At 50.8% G+C, this 20,503-nt stretch carries 18 protein-coding genes; all 18 read left to right on the top strand.

The window, feature by feature from the left end:
• Window positions 1-472: 472 nt before the first annotated feature.
• The 18 genes from asnB (at window position 473) to ACOVRA_RS15410 (ending at window position 20,185) form a co-directional block, all read left to right on the top strand.
• Complete coding sequence (asnB, locus tag ACOVRA_RS15495) at window positions 473-2,272, top strand: asparagine synthase (glutamine-hydrolyzing) (protein ID WP_421721077.1); 1,800 nt, start codon at window positions 473-475, stop codon at window positions 2,270-2,272.
• 70 nt (window positions 2,273-2,342) lie between these two features.
• Window positions 2,343-3,428, top strand: coding sequence for a glycosyltransferase family 4 protein (locus ACOVRA_RS15490; protein ID WP_421721076.1), 1,086 nt, complete (start codon window positions 2,343-2,345; stop codon window positions 3,426-3,428).
• A gap of 27 nt (window positions 3,429-3,455) precedes the next feature.
• Window positions 3,456-4,322: an ABC transporter permease gene (locus tag ACOVRA_RS15485; protein WP_421721075.1), complete on the top strand. Its 867-nt coding sequence runs from the start codon at window positions 3,456-3,458 to the stop codon at window positions 4,320-4,322.
• Entirely contained in the window at window positions 4,322-5,560 is a 1,239-nt protein-coding gene (locus ACOVRA_RS15480) for an ABC transporter ATP-binding protein (RefSeq protein WP_421721074.1), read from the top strand. The genes ACOVRA_RS15485 and ACOVRA_RS15480 overlap by 1 nt, the downstream gene beginning before the upstream one ends.
• An 83-nt stretch (window positions 5,561-5,643) precedes the next feature.
• On the top strand, window positions 5,644-6,984 hold the full coding sequence (locus ACOVRA_RS15475) for a glycosyltransferase family 4 protein (RefSeq protein WP_421721073.1): 1,341 nt from the start codon (window positions 5,644-5,646) through the stop codon (window positions 6,982-6,984).
• A gap of 2 nt (window positions 6,985-6,986) precedes the next feature.
• Window positions 6,987-7,931 carry a glycosyltransferase family 2 protein gene (locus tag ACOVRA_RS15470; RefSeq protein WP_421721072.1) on the top strand — a complete coding sequence of 315 codons (945 nt, stop codon included), beginning with the start codon at window positions 6,987-6,989 and terminating at the stop codon, window positions 7,929-7,931.
• A gap of 139 nt (window positions 7,932-8,070) precedes the next feature.
• Window positions 8,071-9,081, top strand: a complete 1,011-nt coding sequence (locus tag ACOVRA_RS15465) for a glycosyltransferase family 2 protein (RefSeq protein WP_421721071.1) — start codon at window positions 8,071-8,073, stop codon at window positions 9,079-9,081.
• Entirely contained in the window at window positions 9,068-10,114 is a 1,047-nt protein-coding gene (locus tag ACOVRA_RS15460; RefSeq protein WP_421721070.1) for a glycosyltransferase family 4 protein, read from the top strand. Before ACOVRA_RS15465 ends, ACOVRA_RS15460 begins: the two co-directional genes overlap by 14 nt.
• Entirely contained in the window at window positions 10,111-11,241 is a 1,131-nt protein-coding gene (locus tag ACOVRA_RS15455) for a glycosyltransferase (protein WP_421721069.1), read from the top strand. The genes ACOVRA_RS15460 and ACOVRA_RS15455 overlap by 4 nt, the downstream gene beginning before the upstream one ends.
• 151 nt (window positions 11,242-11,392) lie before the next feature.
• Window positions 11,393-12,673, top strand: coding sequence for a glycosyltransferase (locus ACOVRA_RS15450; RefSeq protein WP_421721068.1), 1,281 nt, complete (start codon window positions 11,393-11,395; stop codon window positions 12,671-12,673).
• A complete protein-coding gene (locus ACOVRA_RS15445) occupies window positions 12,670-13,686 on the top strand; it encodes an acyltransferase family protein (protein WP_421721067.1) in 1,017 nt (338 codons plus the stop codon). Before ACOVRA_RS15450 ends, ACOVRA_RS15445 begins: the two co-directional genes overlap by 4 nt.
• 5 nt (window positions 13,687-13,691) lie before the next feature.
• Entirely contained in the window at window positions 13,692-14,882 is a 1,191-nt protein-coding gene (locus ACOVRA_RS15440) for a glycosyltransferase family 4 protein (protein WP_421721066.1), read from the top strand.
• Between the two features lie 38 nt (window positions 14,883-14,920).
• Window positions 14,921-15,493, top strand: a complete 573-nt coding sequence (locus ACOVRA_RS15435; RefSeq protein WP_421721065.1) for a hypothetical protein — start codon at window positions 14,921-14,923, stop codon at window positions 15,491-15,493.
• Between the two features lie 126 nt (window positions 15,494-15,619).
• Window positions 15,620-16,210 carry a glycosyltransferase gene (locus tag ACOVRA_RS15430; RefSeq protein ID WP_421721064.1) on the top strand — a complete coding sequence of 197 codons (591 nt, stop codon included), beginning with the start codon at window positions 15,620-15,622 and terminating at the stop codon, window positions 16,208-16,210.
• A gap of 2 nt (window positions 16,211-16,212) precedes the next feature.
• Window positions 16,213-17,640: a hypothetical protein gene (locus ACOVRA_RS15425; RefSeq protein ID WP_421721063.1), complete on the top strand. Its 1,428-nt coding sequence runs from the start codon at window positions 16,213-16,215 to the stop codon at window positions 17,638-17,640.
• A complete protein-coding gene (locus ACOVRA_RS15420; RefSeq protein WP_421721062.1) occupies window positions 17,630-18,787 on the top strand; it encodes a glycosyltransferase in 1,158 nt (385 codons plus the stop codon). The genes ACOVRA_RS15425 and ACOVRA_RS15420 overlap by 11 nt, the downstream gene beginning before the upstream one ends.
• Window positions 18,780-19,358, top strand: coding sequence for a colanic acid biosynthesis acetyltransferase WcaF (locus ACOVRA_RS15415; RefSeq protein WP_421721061.1), 579 nt, complete (start codon window positions 18,780-18,782; stop codon window positions 19,356-19,358). The genes ACOVRA_RS15420 and ACOVRA_RS15415 overlap by 8 nt, the downstream gene beginning before the upstream one ends.
• Window positions 19,355-20,185 (top strand): glycosyltransferase family 2 protein, encoded by an 831-nt coding sequence (locus ACOVRA_RS15410; RefSeq protein WP_421721060.1) that lies wholly within the window; start codon window positions 19,355-19,357, stop codon window positions 20,183-20,185. The genes ACOVRA_RS15415 and ACOVRA_RS15410 overlap by 4 nt, the downstream gene beginning before the upstream one ends.
• The last annotated feature ends 318 nt before the right edge of the window (window positions 20,186-20,503 follow it).

Below are 20,503 nucleotides of genomic sequence, written 5' to 3'. Positions count from 1 at the left end.
ACTCCGCCTCATACTACAACTCTTACTCCAAATATTATTCACAGTAACAACAGGCCTTCGTCGATACTTTGCTGTCTTGAGTTTTGTGGCGCATGGTGCCTTGGCGGCGGTTTCTGAGTAAAAACCTCGACGATGCCCAGTCTCGCTGTGAACTCAGCATAGGCGTTCGATCCGAGATCTGTCGAGGGAAGTAATTCTCAAGAGCAACGTTAGTGGACAGAGTGTTTTGTGGGTAGGGTCGTGGCAGTTCTAGGTGAAGCAGAAGGTCACTTAAAAGGGGTATTTTGTTGAAACACACGTAAAACTGCGAATTTATAGAATTCAGTAGTTTATTGCCCGCAATTTTCTAGTTCAGGCCTTTCAATGCGATGATCGTGAATGTAAAGAGTATGTTCAATGGTAAATTTGCGTTTAGCTTTAGAGCGCTAGTAAGCCAAATATGTTTTGATGACACCTTAAGAGCTTCGTTCCTATGTGCGGCATAAATGGCATCTTTGCCTATAATCATTCTGCTTCCGCGCCGTCTGAAGCAGAACTGATTGCCACACGTGATCATATGTTTCGCCGCGGCCCTGATGGTGTCGGGGTTTGGTGGAGTGAAGACCGTCGCATCGGCTTTGGCCATCGCAGGCTGTCGATCCAAGACCTCTCCGAGCGGGCCAACCAGCCCATGAGTGACGGAACAGGTCGCTATACCATTGTTTTTAATGGTGAAATTTACAATTATCCAGAGCTGCGACGCGATCTTGAATCCAAAGGGTATGTCTTCCGCACCACTTCGGATACCGAGGCGATCTTGCACCTCTATGCGCTCGAGGGTGAGGCGATGGTTCGCCGCTTGCGCGGCATGTTTGCCATCGCAATCTGGGATCGGGAAGCACGCCGTTTATTCTTTGCGCGTGACCCATATGGCATCAAGCCGCTCTACATCGCCAATGATGGCTGGACCGTGCGCTTCGCAAGCCAGGTTAAAGCGCTCTTAGCTGGCGGACAGATTAGTCGCGAACCTGAACCAGCAGGTGTGGTTGGCTTCTATCTCTGGGGCAGCGTACCAGAGCCGTTCACCTGCTACCGCGACATCCGTCAATTGCCAGCTGGTCATACGCAAATCGTGGACGCCGCAGGCGTCCATCCATCAAAGGCGTTTTACTCGATCGCCGGAGTCCTGGCAGGTGCCCCTCGTATTCACGGCTCACCCACTCAGATGGAAGCCCGGATTAAAGAGGCCGCATTCGAGAGTGTGCGCGCCCACTTGCTTTCTGATGTTGAAGTCGGTGTGTTTCTTTCTGCCGGAATCGATTCAGGTGCACTCCTCGGTCTCATGCGTGACGCAGGTCAGGAGAAGATTCGCGCCATTACGCTGGGCTTTAAAGAGTTTGAAGGTACACCCGAAGATGAGACTCCTTTGGCTCGGGAAATCGCGAAACTCTATCAGGCTGAACATGTTGTGCGCTCAGTGGACCGAGCGGAGTTCAAACACGACTTGCCTTTGATTTTGGAAGCAATGGACCAGCCCTCGATCGATGGCGTAAATACTTGGTTTGCCTCAAAGGCTGCTCATGAAGCCGGACTGAAGGTTGCCCTTTCCGGTCTTGGTGGCGATGAGCTTTTGGCAGGTTATCCAAGTTTCCAAGATGTCCCAAAATGGGTGAAATATTTAAGTGTACCAGCGGCAATTCCCGGCATGGGTGCACTTGGCCGCGCGGCCTTGGGCCTGTTTAAGCAGACTGGTATCTCACCTAAGCTTGCTGGCATGTTGACCTATGGCGGCACGTACCCCGGGGCTTACCTATTGCGGCGCGGCTTGTTCCTGCCGTTCGAGTTGAAGACCGTTCTAGATCCTGAGCTTTTGAGCCTAGGGTTGGGTCGTCTGAAGCCATTAGCGCGTGTTGCTGCCAGTATGCAGCCTGCCCCCCGCTCTGCTATGGGGCGGGTATGTGCGCTAGAATCCGCGAACTATATGCGCAACCAGCTTTTGCGCGATTCTGATTGGGCAGGCATGGCCCATAGTTTAGAAATCCGCACACCGCTCGTAGATAGTATTTTGCTTGCGCAAGTGGCACCGACATTGCGTTCCTTCAAGCAGAATTTTGGCAAGCAAGCCTTGGCGAAAGCCGCCCGCACACCCTTGCCAAAAATGATTACCAAGCGTCCCAAAACTGGCTTCTGCACACCAATCGCGAGCTGGAAGACAGAATCGATCTCTGACAAGCCATTGAGCGCCGCATCATTTTCCCGGGCTTGGGCTGAATCTATCATGGAAATGCCTTAAAAGACTGGCATCGCCTTTGCTGAGAGAAGGCGAGTATTCGCTTGTCGCGCCAGACTTGGACACTTTATTTATGCCGCGCCCACTTAAGATCCTCTTTCTAGCGACCGATGCTTTCGGCGGCTATGGTGGTATTGCGCAGTATAACCGCGACATCCTGACGGCTATGTCACATGCGAAGTCTATCGGAGAAGTCGAAGTATTGGTTCGACTATCTCCAGACCTCATTGGTTCACTTCCCGCTAAGATAAAACAATATCCTGCAGTTCTCGGACGACTTAGCTATGCCCTCAAGGCAATCGCGCGCGCCTTGGTTCTTCGGCCAGATATTGTTTTCAACGGCCACCTTTATCACGGCAGTTTGGCTCATTTGATCGCCAAATTGATTGGCGCAAAAATGATTTCCCAATTGCATGGAACTGAAGTCTGGGAGCAATTAGCGCCAGCGCGGCTCACGCCGCTCGAGTGTTCTGACCTCGTGCTTTGCGTCAGTCGGCATACCAAAGCTTGCTATGATCGTCAGTCTTTGCGTGACCAGGCCAATAGTATTGTGGTTCCAAATACTTTTGGGCCTGAGTTTCAGTTGGGCGACCGACAGACCGCGCGCAAGAAATTTAATCTCGAGGGCGAGAAAGCCATTCTGACCGTTGCGAGACTGGATAGTCGTGGCGGCTATAAGGGCCATGATCGGATCATTCGCAATTTAAGGACACTCACGCAATCCAATGATGCCGTCTCTTACCTCATTGCCGGTGATGGACCAGACCGCCCGCGACTGGAGCAGCTCAGCCGAGATTGTGGTGTGGCTGACAAGGTGAGGTTTTTGGGGAAGGTTCCCATTGAAGATCTACCCGATCTCTATCGTGCCGCGGACCTATTTGCTTTGCCATCGACTGGCGAGGGCTTCGGGATCGTATTCCTAGAAGCCATGAGTTGCGGAACTCCGGCCATCGGGCTGAATGTGGGTGGTTCGTGTGATGCATTGGCCGACGGAGCCCTAGGTGTCTGTGTCAATGAAACTGATTTCCCTGCGGCTTTAGAAGCCGCACTTCGCAAGCCACGCCCTGCTCCGGAGGCGCTTTCAGATGCAGTCACAGAGCGGTTCGGCCGCAAAGTCTTCAATCTGCATATTGAAACCGCCCTTGCGCACTTGATTTAACGTCTGACCATGACACAGAAAGAAACAATGACCTCATCACTGGATCAATCGGCACCATCGACCCCTGGGCAAGAGCGCGTGCTTGTCCTCGAAGCTGGCCGCACCGAACGCAATTATTGGTCTGACTTGTGGGCCTATCGCGAATTGTTCGCCATTCTGGCATGGCGAGACATTGCCGTTCAGTACAAGCAGACGGTGATCGGCGTGGCTTGGGCGGTTATTCGGCCCTTGTTGACGATGGTCATCTTTACCGTCGTGTTTGGGACGCTGGCCAAGTTACCCACGGAAGGGACAGCACCTTATCCAGTCATGGTTATGGCAGGCATGCTGCCGTGGTTTCTGTTTTCGACCATCCTCTCGCAAGCGGCCAACAGCCTCGTCTCAAACTCTAACTTGATCGGGAAAGTGTATTTCCCCAGGCTCATTGTCCCAACCGCTAGTTCGATTGTCGCTCTGGTCGACTTTCTCGTGACGTTCCTTCTGTTGCTTGGCCTGATGGTGGTACTTGGATTTTACCCGAGCTGGCAGATCCTCTTCCTGCCTTTCTTTGTAATCTTGGCCGTTCTCGCTGCCCTTGGACCGGCATTGATCCTTGCTTCGTTGAATGTGCGCTATCGCGATTTTCGCTTTATTGTGCCCTTTATCGTGCAGTTCGGCATGTACGTGTCGCCGGTTGGCTTTGCGAGCAGCGTCGTCCCCGAGAATTTGCGCCTCATTTACTCAATCAACCCTGCGGTTGGCGTGATTGATGGCTTTCGTTGGTGTCTGCTCGGCGGGCAGGCTAACCTTTATTGGCCAGGCTTTGCGTTGAGCTTAGTCGTTGTCGCCTTCTTTTTGTGGCTCGGAATCCGAACTTTCAGAGCAACCGAAAAAACCTTCGCGGATTTATTCTAATGACTTCTGATACCGTCATCCGGGCTGAAGGCCTTGGCAAAAAGTATATTATTGGCCACCAGTCGGCAGATCGACCGAATACATTTCGTGATGCCATCAGCCAGAATGTCCGCAATTTCCTGCGAGGTGCCGGTGAGATGGCGCGTGGCAAGGCCATCGTCGCTGGGGACGAGCTTGAAGAGTTCTGGGCCCTCAAAGATGTGAACTTCGAAATCAAGCGCGGCGAGGTTGTGGGAATCATTGGCCGCAATGGTGCCGGCAAGTCGACTTTGCTCAAAGTTCTATCGCGCATCACAGAGCCGAGCGATGGGCGGGTTGAGATCAAAGGTCGGGTAGCGAGTCTCCTGGAAGTTGGGACCGGCTTCCATCCCGAGCTTTCCGGTCGCGAAAACATCTTCTTGAACGGTGCTATTCTCGGCATGACCCGCGCGGAGATCGCCCGTAAGTTCGACGAAATTGTCGATTTCTCTGGTGTCGAAAAATTCCTAGATACGCCTGTGAAGCGCTATTCAAGTGGCATGTATGTGCGCCTCGCTTTCGCCGTTGCCGCGCATTTGGAACCAGAAATTCTGGTGGTTGATGAAGTGCTCGCAGTCGGGGACGCAGAGTTCCAGAAAAAGTGCCTTGGAAAAATGCAGGATGTTGCCGGCCAAGGCCGTACCGTTTTGTTCGTGAGCCATAACATGGGGGCGATTAAGTCGTTGTGTAAGGCGGGGATATTGATGAAGCACGGTACGGTTGCACACACTGGCGAAATCCAAGGGGTTTTGGATGCGTATAGTCAGCAATTAGCTCGGTCCTCGACGACGACGGGTAATATGGACAACCTGCATGTTGAGCGCTTAGTTGTTGATTTCAATGGCGTCCCAAAAATTCAAATTGATCTTGGCGGCTTAACGGTTCCCGCGGGCACATATGAAGTTCGGGCGTTTCTCACCGCTGTTTCCGGTACCGCCGTTGGCATCGGCTCTGTCGGAGGCTTTGGAAGTAAAGGCCTCGAGATCTCACAAAACCAGCGAAACGTCGGCTTGGTTCTTGAGATGCCTAATCTCGCGCATGACATCTATCTTGTCACGATTGAGGTTTTGGATGTGCAGACGCATAAAGTCGTCTCACGCCTAAATCTTGATGAAATTGACTTCGCCCCTCCACCGCTTGCGGGCGAGAATCATGCCTTGGATGCAAGTTGGGGACTGGGCTTCAATCGCTTGCCATTGAGCTTGGAGCTGCGGGATTGAGTTGTTCAAACCAGATGCAAAGTGCTGCCTTTTACCTCAAAAGGCTGCGCAGCCTGCGTGCCCGCTAAAGATAGGACAATCAAGTGACGCTAAAGATCTGCTTTCTGTCACCGGAGTACACCGGCTTTGGTGGTGGAATCGGCACATTTTACAGATGCTTAGCACCTGCCTTGGTGCGCGCAGGGGTAGAAGTAACTGTAATCGAGGGAAGCTGCTTCGCCAATTCAGCCATGCCTTCGCGGACATCCGTCGACGGCGTGGTGATTCAGAAGCTGGAAGCGGCTCGGGTGAATGCCTGGTTGGATAAGATGAACCACCTGAGTGCATTGCCGTCTCTCAGTCGTCATCTCGCCGCCGCCTGGGCGAGTTGGGAACAAGCCCAAGAAAATGGGCCATTTGACATCATAGAGGCAACGGACTTTGGGTTGCTAATGGTCCCGCCCTTGCTCGCCGGCAACACGCCCGTGATTGCTCAAATGCATGGTAGTAGTGGACAAATTCAAAGCAAAGACCCAGCAATCGGCGAAGAAATTGCTGGCGCGCTGTCACTTGCTATTGAGTCAGAAGCCGCCCGTTTAGTGGCATCTTGTCAAACTTACAGTGCAGCAAATCAGGATTATTGGAACCGGGCATCAGGCAGTCATGCGGTTGAATTGCTGCCTCCAGCTTGGATTGGGTCAGGATCGCAAAGCCAGCCGGCAACGATAAGGCCCGTAATATCTGTCTTCGGCCGCATTCAAATGTGGAAGGGGCCAAAGATTCTTTCGGAAGCTTTGACTTTGCTACCTGATTGTCCAGTCGTGCATTGGTACGGTCGCGATCTCGCTAATTCTGAAACTGGTATCGGTACAACTAAAGACCAATTGCTCAAGATGTATCCGGCCATTTGGCAGGGACGTGTTGTTACGCATGACCCTGTACCACCTGAGGCGGTTCAAACCCTGCAAGCCTCTTCTCTCGTGAACCTCATTCCTTCGACTTGGGATGTTTTTAACTTCACGGTGATCGAGGCAATGGCTTCTGGGCGCCCTGTAGTCTGCTCGGACCGCGCAGGGGCTGCGGAACTCATTGAGGATGGCGTGACTGGCTTTGTCTATGACGGCACCTCTGCGCAGGCTCTTGCGGCGGCTTTGCGACGCGCATTAGCGCTTAGCCCAGAGGAGAGCCTCAAGATGGGCGCTGCGGCGCAAGCTCAGATTGCCTCATTATTGGACCCCGATTTGATTGCAAAGCAGCGCATCGACGCCTACATACGAGCCATCGACAACAAGCAAATTGAAGCAAGTGCGCCAGATTGGTTGCTTCAGGTCGCAAAGCCTAGACAGCATAGCCCCGAGAAGTATTATTTCCTCAACAACCTCCCGCTACGGCCATTGGTAAATCACATTGGACGACGTGTTGTCAGTAAACTTAAGGGCAAGTGAGTATGCCAAGACCGACGCTTTCGCTCCTGATTCCCGCCTATAATGCGGCACCCTACTTACCCCGGCTCCTCAAGTCTGCGCATGCTCAAACCCAAGCATTTGATGAAATCTGGGTCTATGATGATTGCTCCACCGACGATACGGCTGAAGTCGCGGCGGCTCATGGGGCAAAAGTATTGCGCGGGGATGTGAATAAGGGCTGCAGCGCAGGTAAGAATGCGCTCGCTCGCCATGTAAAGACCGATTGGATCCATTTCCACGATGCCGATGACGAGTTGCTCCCCAATTTTGTTGCTTTGGCTCACAAATGGATCGAGCAAGATCACTTTGATGTCGTGCTTTTCGATTATGAGTACCGGGACAATGAGACCCATGAGCTCATTCTCACGCAACGGTTTGACCGCGCGGCATTAGAAGCCGATCCCAAGCGCTATTCGATAGGCAAACAGATCAATCCATTTTGTGGGCTGTATCGTCATGCTCTCTACGAGGCGATTGGCGGTTATGATGAAGATCGCAAAATCCTATATGCAGAGGACTCGGCCTTTCATCGAAAGCTGGCCTTCGGCAATCTGACTTTCTCGAGTGAAGCAGAAGTCTCGATCATCAATTACCGAATAGGCACATCGATGTCGGCGAAAAACCGACTAAATTGTGCCATTTCGAACATGGAGTCTCTGAAGCTTTGTCTCCAGTATGAGGGCGCAGAGCGATATCACAGCGAGATTGCTGCGGGTCTATGGAATGTTGCGGCACTGCTTTTGTCCTATGATCAAAATGATGAGGCGATTGAGTCAGCAAAGCTTGCGCTGCGGCTTGCGCCCGAATCGCGGCCAACTGGTTCGGTCATTTTTGAAAAAATCGCGCAATTCTTGCCTATAAATAGCCTGCTGGTTCGAGAGGCAGGCATTAGACTCTTGAAGCCCGCGTTGAGGAATAAGGCGTGATTGGGTCCAACGAGTGAGTCAAACGCCAACAGCCTGAAACAATGCATGCATACTAAGCCTGTCTATCTTTTGCCGGCAGCATATTGGCACGCACCGTGCATGCTCCAAATTTGTGTTTTCGTGGGAGTGATCAACAATAATGCCTGACGATCGGACCGCGATTTCTGTCTTGATAGCGTGTTACAACGCCGCTCCCTTTGTTAGGGCAGCGATCGAGAGTGTGTTGCAACAAACGTTTCAAAATTTTGAGATCATTATTGTTGACGATGGCTCGACAGATGGAACAGGGGAAGTTCTCGCAAGCTTACGTGATCCGCGAATAAAAGTGATCTCGCAGCCAAACAGGGGGGCGTCAAGCGCCCGGAATACCGCGTTTGCCGCCTGCCAAGGCGAGCAAGTCATCTATTTTGACGCGGACGACATAATGCACCCAAAGCATTTGGAAAGCCTGTACCATAGAAGTGCGCCTGCCTCGCTCATCGTTCCATTTTCACCTTGGATTCGGTTCAAAGGTGATCATCAAGCCCTTCGCTTTGAGTCTCGGCCAAACCAAACGGACATGTCAGGACCAGACTGGTTGGTTTGTGAATGGACCAATGCGCGACAGATGATGCAGTCGGCGATGTTCCTCTTGCCGCGTTCCATGATCGAAAACTACGGCGGTTGGGATGAGTCCTTGAGCCTGAATGATGATTTTGAGTTCTTTGGACGCATCTTGTCGCAAGCAGAACACATGGCTTTTGCTGCCGAGGCAGGCCTTTACTATCGCTCGGCGGTCACCAACAGCCTTTCGGCAAAGCGAAGCGCCAATGCCATCACCTCCGCGTTTCATTCAGTCCATGCAGGTACAAGCCACTTGTTGGCAAAGGTGAATTCAGCAGAAGCGAGGCTAGCCTGCGCAAATTGTCTGCAGGATTTTGTTTACATCACCTATCCTGGCTTTCCTGAGTACCGCCGCATTACTGTAGGAAGGATTTCGGAGCTCGGAGGATCCAACCTCCCACCAGATGGGCCTCCCGGGTTTCAAAAACTACGCCGCATCATTGGATGGAAATCGGCAAAGCGGGTCCAAAAACTGGCCGAAACGTTGAAATTGAACAAAGCCAATCGTAGTCCCAAAAGACAGAGAGCCCACAGTGACAAGCCATAAATTGAAAATCGCTCTCACAGCAGACCCGGAACTGCCAGTTCCCCCTGTTCTTTATGGTGGGATTGAGCGGATTATTGATATGTTGGCGCGGGGTCTTGTTAAGCGTGGCCATGAAGTGACGCTCTTTGCACATAGTGACAGCCAATCTGCTGGGAAGCTGGTGAAATGGCGAGGCAAAAACAGTCGAAATCCTTGGCACAGCGTTCAAAACGCCTCTTCCCTTTGGAGCCATGTTCGATCGGGGCAGTTCGACTTGGTACATAGTTTCTCGCGCATCGCCTATCTTGCGCCAATTCTAGCGGATCGAACGCCTAAGCTGATGTCTTATCAGCGTGAGATAAGCCGCAAGACCACTAAACTTGCCTATCAATTGGCAGGTGGAAGTCTGGAATTCAGCGCCATTAGTGATTGGATGATCCAGCCTGTGAGTGACATTGGCATTTGGCATATGATTCCCAATGGCGTTGATCTGTCGATCTATGACTTCGTTTCGGAGGTCTCAGATGATGCGCCTCTCGTTTTTTTGGGGCGCATCGAGGAGATCAAAGGTCCGCACCTCGCCATTGAGATTGCAAAAAGAACCAATCGGCGGCTCGTGATTGCGGGCAATATTCCAGATGACAAGCGCGCATGGGTAGAGCAAAATGTGTTGAACCACGTCGATGGCCAACAGATTACCTATATTGGGCCAGTCAACGATGCTCAAAAAAATCAGCTCCTTGGTCAAGCCTCGGCGTTCTTAATGCCTATTCTTTGGGAGGAGCCATTTGGGATCGTCATGGCGGAGGCTCTGGCCTGCGGGACACCGGTTGTAGGATTACGTCGCGGGGCCGTCCCTGAAGTGGTTGAACATGGCATTTCCGGCATTGTTTGCGACACCGTCGACGAGCTGATTGCGCATATCAACGCACCGCTCTCAATTAATCGCAGAGCCTGTCGCGATCGCGCGGAAGGCTTCTATTCTGAAAGCGTGATCGTCGACCAATATGCCAATCTGTACCAGAAGCTGGTCAGTCAGAGGGCTGCAAAGTGACCCTTCAGAAAGCCGTTTTTGTAACTCACCACCAGCATATTGGCGACGGCAAGGGCGGGGTACAGCGCTGCACCGCCGAGTATCTTGAGACGCTTGAGGCGATGGGCTTAGAGGTTCAGATTGTTCGAATCCGGAATGATCAACGCCTTGATACCAAAATCCTCCGGCGGCTCAATTCATCACCTTATTTCCGTCCAGTAGCATCAACGGATCTTGAGCACGTGTTGGCGGCGGCGCGTAAAGCGGATATCGTTTTTCTGAACCAGGTGGCCTTATGCGCTGTTGCGTCGCAATTGAAAGCGGTCATCGGTCCCTCAATTCCGATCATTGCGCTTTCGCATGGCTGCGAGATAACCGACCTCCTCCACGTGGCCCGGCTTAATCGTCAATTGCCCTTGTCCGCGCGATTGCGGCCGACCCGTAAGCAGGCGCTCGCGCAGGTTTTCTGCGATGAAGTAGATGCTAGGGCCCATATCGATGGGGTCATTTCTTTGTCGGATTATGACGCTCAGACTGAAACTTGGCTTGGTAGCGCTGCAAGCACTTGGGTGCCACGGACCGTCAAGCCCGATGCATTGGACTGGTCGCCTGTTGTTGGCCGCTTTGGATTTGTTGGAACTTTGGATCACGCCCCGAGCTTGGAAGGCCTTGTTCAAGTCCTTGACGAATGTCAGCGCCAAGGTGCGGACGAACTGGAGGTCCATATTGTCGGAAACCCGCCTAAGCTAGGTGAGTGGCTGGTGCAGCGTTACCGCCATGTGAAATACTTAGGGGCCCTAAATGATGCCGACATGCAGCGTGAAGCATCAACCTGGTCAGCCTTCTTGAACCCGATCTTCTGCCAAGCCCGCGGTTGCAGCACTAAGCTGGCTATGGCGCTGGGTTGGCAGATACCCATCCTGACAACCACGATTGGACGCAGAGGCTATGTTTGGGAGCAGGGCGGCGTGGTCGAGGCCAATACGTCAGCCGAGTATGTTACCACCATGCGCCAATTGGCTCAGGATTCAGAAAAACCTCTATGCTTGCGCGAAGGTGTCATTCAGGCAGCAACAACGGCAGCCAGCATGACCGCAATCGCAGCTGCGATGGAGAGCTTCTGTGAGAAAGTGGCGGCTGGGCGATGATGTTTCTCAATTGGCAAAAGCTTAAGATGCAGATGATCTCGCATTCCGGCATCAAAACGCATGATTTTCTTCGCTTTAACTCACAGCCTCAGCCCAGTACTTCTAGCCTGAAGAGTCCCCTGCTTCATCTACAAACCGGATCGCCGTAAACGTGCCAACTGTTCTTATCATTGCCCCACACTTCCCGCCGGCGACTGTCGCTGGCGTTCATCGTGCTCGGCATATGGCCAAGCATTTGTCGACGCACGGCTGGACCCCCATCATCATTCGGGCGGGTGACGAACATTATACCGAGGTCCTTGATCCTGATCTTGCTCGGCTGGTTCCTGATACTGTGCAGCAGATAAAGACTTCAGCATTCCCGGCTTCAATTGCGCGTCGGTTTGGGATCGGAGATATTGGCCTGCGGGCCTACTTCCAGATCAAAGACGCTATTCGCTTGGCAATTGAGAAGGAACGGCCTGAGGTGATTTTTATCACAGGCTCACCCTTCTATCCCTTACTTCTTTCTGGCTGGATCAAGAAGAGGTTCGGTCTGCCCGTTGTGTTGGATTTCCAGGACCCTTGGGTGTCAGCCGAAGGTGCGCTCCGCCCCAAACTTTCAAAAGGTGCTCTCGCTCATCAATTGGCGCTCACGTTAGAGCCAATAGCCCTTCGCCATGCCGACTTCGTGACATCCGTCTCCGATCGGCAAAACGAGGAAATGGCAAACCGTTATTCGTGGTTGGACCGCAGCCGGATGGCAGGCATCCCAATTGGCGGTGACCCAGCTGATTTCGAAGCCTTGCGCGCGTCGCCACCCCAAAATCCAATCGTTAAACTTGAAGCCGGCCGCATTCACTTGAGTTATGTTGGAACCTTCCTACCCAAGGCAGGACCGCTGGTCAGTACGCTCTTTGAAGCGCTTGCACAGTTTCGAAGTGAGGCACCAGAGTTAGCGAATCGACTGGTGCTCAATTTTGTTGGCACGAGCAACCAGCCAAATGGTGGCGGCACGCATTTGGTTAGTCCGCTGGCTCAAGCAGCGAAGGTTGACGACCTTGTTCGCGAGGTACCACAGCGCGTACCGTTCTTGGAGGCCCTCCACATCCTGGCCAACTCAAATGGGCTAATGCTGATTGGTTCTGACGAGCCCCATTATACGGCTTCAAAAATCTACCCGGCGCTCATGTCCGGTACCCCATTCGTGTCTATGTTTCATCAAGCTTCTAGCGCCCATGACATTCTTTCTCGGGCAGGTGGTGGCTTTAGTCATAGTTTCGAGACGCTAGATCAGTTGAAAGCTTTGTTGCCAATCTTGAAACAGAATTTGCGCCTCTTTGCCGAAGAAAAGGTGGAGTTGGCTCCACCAAACCCTCAAACATACCAAGACTATACGGCATCGAGTGTCGCAGGACGCTATGCGAGCCTGTTCGACGAAATAATCGCATGACCGGACAGCCGATGAGAATACCTGCTGTTGAGTACTTGCGAGGACTGGCCTCCTTAGCGGTTGCCTGGTTTCATATGACAAATGGCTTCAATGGCTCTTGGGTGGCTTGGTTGGGATCTGGTGGTTGGCTTGGGGTTGAGGCTTTTTTTGTAATATCAGGTTTTGTCATCCCCTTTGCACTTTGGACGAGTTATTCTGCTTATCGGTTCGCAGACTTACCTCATTTCCTTGGACGCCGGGTACTTAGGATTGAACCACCCTACATCATCAGTATCCTGATAGTGTTGGTCTTGGGGTTTGTTTCAAGTTTAGTACCGGGGTTTCAAGGGCAGCAACCAGACTTTCACCTTGGGCAAATTGCTGCCCACTTGTTCTATTTGGTGCCGTTTACCGATTATGAGTGGTTGCAACCTGTTTATTGGACCCTTGCCTATGAGTTCGCCTTTTACATCACCATGGCAATCTTTTTTCCTAATCTAAGTGGCGCTAACCGGATCGTGCACTTCTTATCTGCCGTCGGGTTCATTGTTATCCTAGTGGGCTTTGGATATGCCTCCGAACTTGTTTTGTTGTTTGTGATGGGATTTGTTGTCTTCCGAGGCCTTGCCAAACAAGATAACAAAGTGACCTCACTTATGGTCTTGGCAAGTTGCGCCTTGGTCATGATCCTTCGGGACGCCACGGCGCAAGCTTTAGTTGGCTTTGGCACCGCATTGGTAATTCTGTTTCACACCAAGATAGTGCGTCTATTCAGATATGCTGAGCCAATTTTGCTTTGGTTTGGTCGCATATCGTACTCCCTTTATCTGATCCACGTTCCCATTGGTGGCCGGGTGGTCAATCTGGGCAAGAGATTTGTGGCGGATGATTTTGGCTATATGGTTGTTGCATTGGCCGGCCTAGGCGCTTCAATTGCGGCAGCGTTTGTATTTTACAAAATGGTCGAGGTTCCCGCCATCAAACTGGCCCAGAAATTGCTTCCAAGCCGACATTCAGAAGCGCAGAAGAGTTAAGTTTGATGTCGCCAAGTATCCGCCTTGCAATCTTAGCTTCCCATCCCGTACAATATTATGCGCCAATGTTCAGAGAGCTTGCTAAGCGTGTTGATTTGCATGTCTTTTATGCACACTCTGCGACTCCAGAGCAGCAAGCGGCGGCCGGTTTTGGACGTGCATTTGAATGGGACATTCCACTAACTGAGGGTTATTCATTCAGCTTCCTGAACAATATTTCAAAGCGGCCAGGGACGGATTGGTTTGGCGGGTGCGACACACCGGAAATCTATGACCTCCTCAAGGGCGGACATTTCACGGTTGTTTTGACACTTGGCTGGCATTTGAAATCCATGATTCAAGGTGTCTTTGCCGCCAAGCGGCTCGGCTTGCCGATTTTGGTCCGTGGGGACAGTCAGTTATCGACACCCCGCAGCTTGATGAAGCGGTGGGTGAAGGCCCTCGCCTATCCAATCCTTTTAAGAGCCTTTGATGCCGCACTTTATGTCGGCAAAAACAATTACAATTATTGGCGCGCGTACGGATTCCCCACGGATCGACTTTTTCATTCGCCGCATTGTGTGGAGACTGAGCGGTTTGCGAGGGGTGCAACGCTTGAAGCCAGATCAGCGCTTAGAAAGCGCCTTAACATCAACCCCGCTAGTTTTGTGGTGCTGTTTGCTGGCAAGCTTTTACCCTTTAAGCGGCCACTCGATGTGGTTCGCGCCGTGGCAATGGTGCGAGCTGAGGGCCTAGACTGTCGCGTAATGGTTGCAGGTTCAGGGCCGTTAGAAGCTGAATTGATCCATGAAGCTAAGGCAACGGAGGTCCCGCTGGACCTGCTTGGTTTCCAGAACCAGTCGGAAATGCCTGCCGCTTATGCAGCGGCCGACTTGCTCGTCCTGCCATCGACCGGACGGGAGACATGGGGCCTTGTCGCAAATGAGGCCTTGGCGAGCGGTTTGCCTATTGCTGTGTCAGATCAGGTTGGCTGCGGCCCAGATCTGGCTAACGATGGCTACGTTGGCAGGATTTTCCCGATGGGGAACATCAGGGCATTGGCTGAAGCAATCCAGGCATGCTTAGCTTTTCCACCTTCCTATCAGGCAGTTGCGCGAGTGTCCGATGCACATTCCATCGAAGCGGCCTGTGCGGGCATTATTGAGTCGCTTTCGGATCAGGTAAATCGACTTTCCGGCCAATCAAAGAATCTTTAAGTTCTGATAGCATTTAGATCTAATTTAAGGGGTGGTTTATGCGTGAAATGGTGTTGGCAATTTGCTTTAGTCGGGTGATATTCGGTAACGAAAGAGCTTTCAAAGATGCAATTCGCGCGATCAAAAGCTCAGGAATTGATATCGAACTGGTCCTGCGAGATGAACCGTGGACGGACAATATGGTCGATTTTTTTGGAGACACTGGTGTCCAAATTCATCGATGGCGCAGCGTTGATCTGCCGTTGAAAGGGTGGATCAAAGATTTTGTTATTGAATTTTTACCGCGCGCACTAACAAGCAACTACACTTTATACAATTTTGTCCGTAAAACTCAAAGACGAAACGTGCCACTAACTATTTTGATATCAGACGCTTCAATATTGTTAGGTTATGGGCTGCTCTTTAGGCTCTGTAATGTTCGGGTGATCTATAGATGTGGCTCCAGCTTGCCAAATCACAACCCTTTATGGCGATGGATAATTGTTCCCCTTTTAAAAAAGAGTGTTAGCAAGTACGTCGTCGATAGTAACTTCATGAGGCAAAAATTGTCGTCAGATGGAGTTCCCATTGAAAGAATCATTGTGGTGCGGCCAACCGTTCCATATCGATGACGAATAAAGGTCTGAAGGGTTGCGCAATTGATTTCCACTGGCTGTTCCCAAAAATTTATGTACAGTCGAACAGATATGGGGCCCTGTTAGTTAGGGTTTTCTTGGTAGGACCGAGAACGAAAGGGTATGGCATTGGACGGAGCACTTCGCCTAATTTACGTGGGCCAAATTCGATACGAAAAGGGGGTCAGTCACTTGATTGAAGCCGTTTCTATCTTGTTGAACGAAGGGCAATTGATAAACCTAACTTTGGTTGGGCCAACAGGCGGTTGGACACATGATGACTTCCCGGATCAGATCATAAAAGTTGTCCAAGCCAACCCATTGCTTTCCGATTCCGTTCAATTTATTGGATACGTCGAAGATGTCCGAGGCCGCTTTGTCGTTTCAGATGTTCATGTAGCGCCATCAATATTCGAGGAACCGTTTGGTTTGGTGGTAATAGAGGCAAAATCAGCTGGTATTCCATCAATCGTTTATCCAAGTGGTGGGTTGGTTGAGCTGATTTCTGATGGCGTCGATGGAATTGTCTGCACAGAAAAGTCGCCAGATGCTCTGGTCGTGGCAATCAGGTCATTTTTGTCTGAACCTGGTCGAATTAAGGAGTTTGGCGACAGTGCGAAGTCCTCTCTCGAGCGTATCGGTTGTACCGACGCTGCATTCCAAGATGCATGGTACGCCCTCATTCGACAGACACCCGAAAGCCAAAGAATTTAGTAATGAAATTAGCTTTAAATAAAATAAGCTTCGCCGTTTTATTGATTGGTTGTTTGTTTGGCATATTCAATGTCTCACTTATTGTATTTTTTAGCTATGCAGCATTGGCAGGAGCAATTCAGCTAATATCGAAGTGCGATGGCCCGCCTATTTTGATTATCCCATTTGGATTTCAATTTCTACAAATAAACATCAGATCTATACAATCTAGCTTTAGCGGAAAATCAATAGACGAGTATTCGATGTTTGGATACGATGTCGAGCCCGCCATGTTGCTGTGCTCTGCTTGTCTTATTGCTATTCTTATAGGGATTGCTTTTGTTTCACGAAGGCGCTCTGGAAAGGCGGAAATCTCAGTTGACGCCGGTGGTTATTCGTACAACAAAATTGCTACTACTGCATTGATTCTGATAGGGCTCGGACATGGATTTGATATCTTATCTACATTGGCAGCCCCGTCCAGACAGTTATTTGAAGGGCTCGCGGTATCAAAATGGGCAGGTCTATTCGTCCTTGTGTGGGTGGCTTATCGAAGGCCCCGCTTTAGCATCCTAGCAATCGCAGTGTCCTTAACTGAAATTGGATTTGGTCTTGGCGGCTTTTTTGGAAGCTTTCGAGAACCTATTTACATCGTGCTAGGAGCCATTTTGGTTGCTGCAACTAGATTGCGGCCTAGCGCCATGCTTCTTGGAGGAGGGGCGTTCTTTTTTATGATCTGGCTCGCCTCCTTTTGGACCTATGTCAAGCCAGATTATCGAGAATTTGTAAATCAGGGCACAAATTCTCAAGTTGTTTTGGTTCCATACGGTGAGCGCATGGCATACCTTTTCGACGCTGCCTCGAACTTTGACGGCGGGTCGTTTGAGACGGGCTTCAATCAGTTGGCGGATCGCATTGCCTATGTTGAGTATCCAGCTGTAGTTATGGGCCGGGTACCGTCGATCATTCCCCATGCGCACGGGGAACAAACAAAGAAGGCCATTCTTCATGTTCTGTTGCCAAGATTATTGTACCCAAATAAACCGCCGCTCGAGCTAGACACAGTATTGACCAACCAGTATACAGGGCTTCATGAAGGATTTAATGAAGGCACCTCCATTAGCCTTGGTTACATGGCAGAGCTATATATAGATTATGGTGTTATAGGGGCTGTATTGGGCTGTTTAGTGATTGGGTTGATTATTGGTTTTCTATACAAGCAAATACTGCAATTTAATTCCGTACCCAGTATATTTAATGTTGGCCTTCTCATGGGAACGGTACTCTCGCTTGCAATTTTTGAAACTTCTTTGACGAAGTTTATTGGGTCACTATTGGTTGCATTCATCACCGCTTTGATGCTGCAACGCCTGGCCCTTCCGATGTTGCTTAAACTTGTTGGTGGCGGGCCCAAGAGGCATGATATTCGATATATGACTGATGCTAAGTAGCGCCCAAATTATTGCCAGCTTAAGGCATGAGGCTGGAGGCCCATCCTATAGTGTTCCAGCACTCGCGAACGCATTAGTCACTAATGACTTCCCGACAGCGTTGTTGACCCTTGAATCGAAAGCGCTACACCATTACAAATTGACAGTTACTCATGACGAGAGGTCCAAGCTTGCATTTCTCCGTCAGCTTGGATGGTCAAATGCGCTAAGGAATCGGGTGTTTGAATACGCCGAAGAGGGAAGCGTTTTGCATTCACATGGCCTTTGGTTGATGCCGAATATCTATCCTGCTTGGGCAGTTTCCAAGCATCGCGCGGCGGGAGCAAAGCTTGTGCATTCCCCGAGAGGGATGCTTGGTCAGGCTGCGCGGCGGATTTCTTGGTGGAAAAAGGAGCCAATCTGGTGGCTTTGGCAGCGTGAGGCGCTGAGAGTTGCCGATTGTCTACATGCAACAGCTGAGTCTGAGTATGCAGAAATCCGCCAAGCAGGCTTATTAAATCCTGTCGCCATTATTCCAAACGGGATTGATCTGCCGTCTATAGATAAGCTCCCTGACCGCAGAGACCGCGTGCAGCGACAGGTACTTTCACTCGGGCGAATTCACCCAAAGAAGGGCCTTGATCGGCTGTTGCATGCATGGGCGAAGATAGAACATACTGTCCCCGATTGGTCACTCAAACTTGTAGGAAATGCTGAAGTTGGTCATGATATCGAGCTTTTGGCTCTCGCCCAAAAACTAGGTTTGAGGCGATTCACCTTAGAAGGGCCGTCATTTGGGGACACAAAATGGCAAGTCTATCATGATGCCGACTTGTTTGTTTTGCCTACTTTGAATGAAAATTTTGGAATTACTGTTGCTGAAGCCTTGGCTAGTGGTTTACCTGTCATTTCGACAAAAGGTGCCCCATGGGGGGGCCTAGAAAGTCATCAGTGCGGCTGGTGGATAGATCATGGGGTCGAGCCATTGGCGGCTGCTCTTCTGTCTGCAATGGCCATACCACCAGGCCAGCGAGCGGAAATGGGTCAGCGCGGGCGTGACTGGATGGGGCGAGACTTCGCATGGCCTGCCATCGGAGCTGAAATGGCGTCAGTCTATCGGTGGCTAAAGTTGGGCGACACAATGCCGTCATGTATAAGACTTGACTGAATGGGCCTATTTTACAAACATGGATAAACGAGCTCTGGACATTGATGCCAACAGGCGCGCTCAAAAGTGGACCCGAAAGGAGTTGCTTTGGCGCCTTGTTTGGGAGGTCTTAGAGCGTCCACTTTTCCGGTGGACGCCACGCCAGCTTTGGTGGTGGAGGCGGTTTATCCTAAGGCAGTTTGGTGCCAAGATCGGAAATGCTGTTCAAATCCATCCGACAGCTCGTATTTCAATCCCATGGAACCTTGAAGTCGGCGATTACTCTGCGATCGGCGACAGCGCCATTATTTATTGCCTCGGACCGATAAAAATAGGCCGGAGTGTCACTGTGTCACAATATGCGCATCTTTGTGCTGGTACTCACGATTTCCGCCAAGTCGACATGCCCTTAATAAAGGCGCAGATTACCATCGCCGATGAGGTCTGGGTGTGTGCGAATGCCTTCATTGGACCCGATACTGTTATCGGTGCGCGGACCATCGTCGCTGCTGCTGCCGTCGTTGTTCGTGACGTGGGTAGCGATCTCATCGTTGGCGGGAATCCCGCAGTTCAGGTTTCTGTACGAACATGACCAGTGCCAAGACTCCAATTACCGTTGTCATTCCTGTGAAAAACGAACAGGCAAACCTAGCAAAATGTTTGCAAAGATTGTCCAATTTCGAGGAGGTAGTCGTACTGGATTCGGACAGTGACGATGCCACAGTGTCGATCGCAATTGCGCACGGGGCGACGTGCCTTAACTTCAAATGGGACGGAAAATTTCCGAAAAAGCGCAACTGGTATCTATTGAATTTTAAGCCAAAGTGCGACTGGGTACTTTTTTTGGATGCCGACGAGTTTTTGTCTGAAAGTTTCATCGTGGAAGCCGAAACTGCCATCAAGGATAGAGACGTCAATGGCCATTGGCTGAATTATACGAACTATTTTCTTGGGCGAAAGCTTAGGTTTGGTGTGCCACAGCGAAAGCTTGCGTTAATTAGATTTGGTGCGGGATACTTCGAGCGTATTGAAGAGGATAGCTGGAGCCAGCTTGACATGGAAATCCACGAGCACCCAATTCTAAACGGGAAAGCTGGGGAAATTCGAGCTACCATCGAGCATAATGATGATCGGGGTATTGAGAAATTCCTTGCTAGGCATGTCCAATACGCAAAGTGGGAGGTAGCGCGCTCGAAGAGGCTTCAAGCGGGCAACGAGAATTCAGCCCATAACCTGACAAAGCGGCAAAAGATTAAATATGCAATGTTGAATAATTCTTTGTTTCCAATTTTCTATTTCCTGTATCAATGGATATTCAAGCTTGGATTTCTCGATGGTTACGCTGGCCTACAATATGCGTTTCATAAGATGTGGTACTTTAACTTGATAGGCATACTTTCGAGGTCGGAATCGCGGTAAATTACCTACAATGTGGCTTCCACATAGATCATGATCCCTGAGTCGTCCTAGGAGCTTCAATGGCATATTCCGCACTAGTTGCTTGAACACTAGTTGATTTTTGTTCCTTTCGGACACGAAGGAAAAGTTTGAGCCTTTTCTCACGGACAATAACTAGGTCAGGTCATACGGCACCATCTGCAAAAAGTTCCGATTTGATATATAAATCGTGTTGGCGATCCCAGACCGCCAACATGACCTAGGCCGGGAAACTCTGCCTTCGTCCGGCCCGAAAACTGCGGTACTATATCCAAGTGGGAAACTCTAATCACAACAGGC

Origin of the sequence: Aquidulcibacter sp., from assembly GCF_049239865.1 — a bacterium.
In the GTDB taxonomy this organism is placed as follows: Bacteria; Pseudomonadota; Alphaproteobacteria; order Caulobacterales; family Aquidulcibacteraceae; genus Aquidulcibacter.
This window is presented reverse-complemented; position numbering and strand designations above follow the sequence as displayed.

Coding starts and splice junctions, on each gene's coding strand:
- asnB (WP_421721077.1), top strand. CDS start 473: ATGTGCGGCATAAATGGCATCTTTGCCTATAATCATTCTGCTTCCGCG.
- ACOVRA_RS15490 (WP_421721076.1), top strand. CDS start 2,343: ATGCCGCGCCCACTTAAGATCCTCTTTCTAGCGACCGATGCTTTCGGC.
- ACOVRA_RS15485 (WP_421721075.1), top strand. CDS start 3,456: ATGACCTCATCACTGGATCAATCGGCACCATCGACCCCTGGGCAAGAG.
- ACOVRA_RS15480 (WP_421721074.1), top strand. CDS start 4,322: ATGACTTCTGATACCGTCATCCGGGCTGAAGGCCTTGGCAAAAAGTAT.
- ACOVRA_RS15470 (WP_421721072.1), top strand. CDS start 6,987: ATGCCAAGACCGACGCTTTCGCTCCTGATTCCCGCCTATAATGCGGCA.
- ACOVRA_RS15465 (WP_421721071.1), top strand. CDS start 8,071: ATGCCTGACGATCGGACCGCGATTTCTGTCTTGATAGCGTGTTACAAC.
- ACOVRA_RS15445 (WP_421721067.1), top strand. CDS start 12,670: ATGACCGGACAGCCGATGAGAATACCTGCTGTTGAGTACTTGCGAGGA.
- ACOVRA_RS15440 (WP_421721066.1), top strand. CDS start 13,692: ATGTCGCCAAGTATCCGCCTTGCAATCTTAGCTTCCCATCCCGTACAA.
- ACOVRA_RS15435 (WP_421721065.1), top strand. CDS start 14,921: ATGCGTGAAATGGTGTTGGCAATTTGCTTTAGTCGGGTGATATTCGGT.
- ACOVRA_RS15430 (WP_421721064.1), top strand. CDS start 15,620: ATGGCATTGGACGGAGCACTTCGCCTAATTTACGTGGGCCAAATTCGA.
- ACOVRA_RS15425 (WP_421721063.1), top strand. CDS start 16,213: ATGAAATTAGCTTTAAATAAAATAAGCTTCGCCGTTTTATTGATTGGT.
- ACOVRA_RS15420 (WP_421721062.1), top strand. CDS start 17,630: ATGCTAAGTAGCGCCCAAATTATTGCCAGCTTAAGGCATGAGGCTGGA.
- ACOVRA_RS15410 (WP_421721060.1), top strand. CDS start 19,355: ATGACCAGTGCCAAGACTCCAATTACCGTTGTCATTCCTGTGAAAAAC.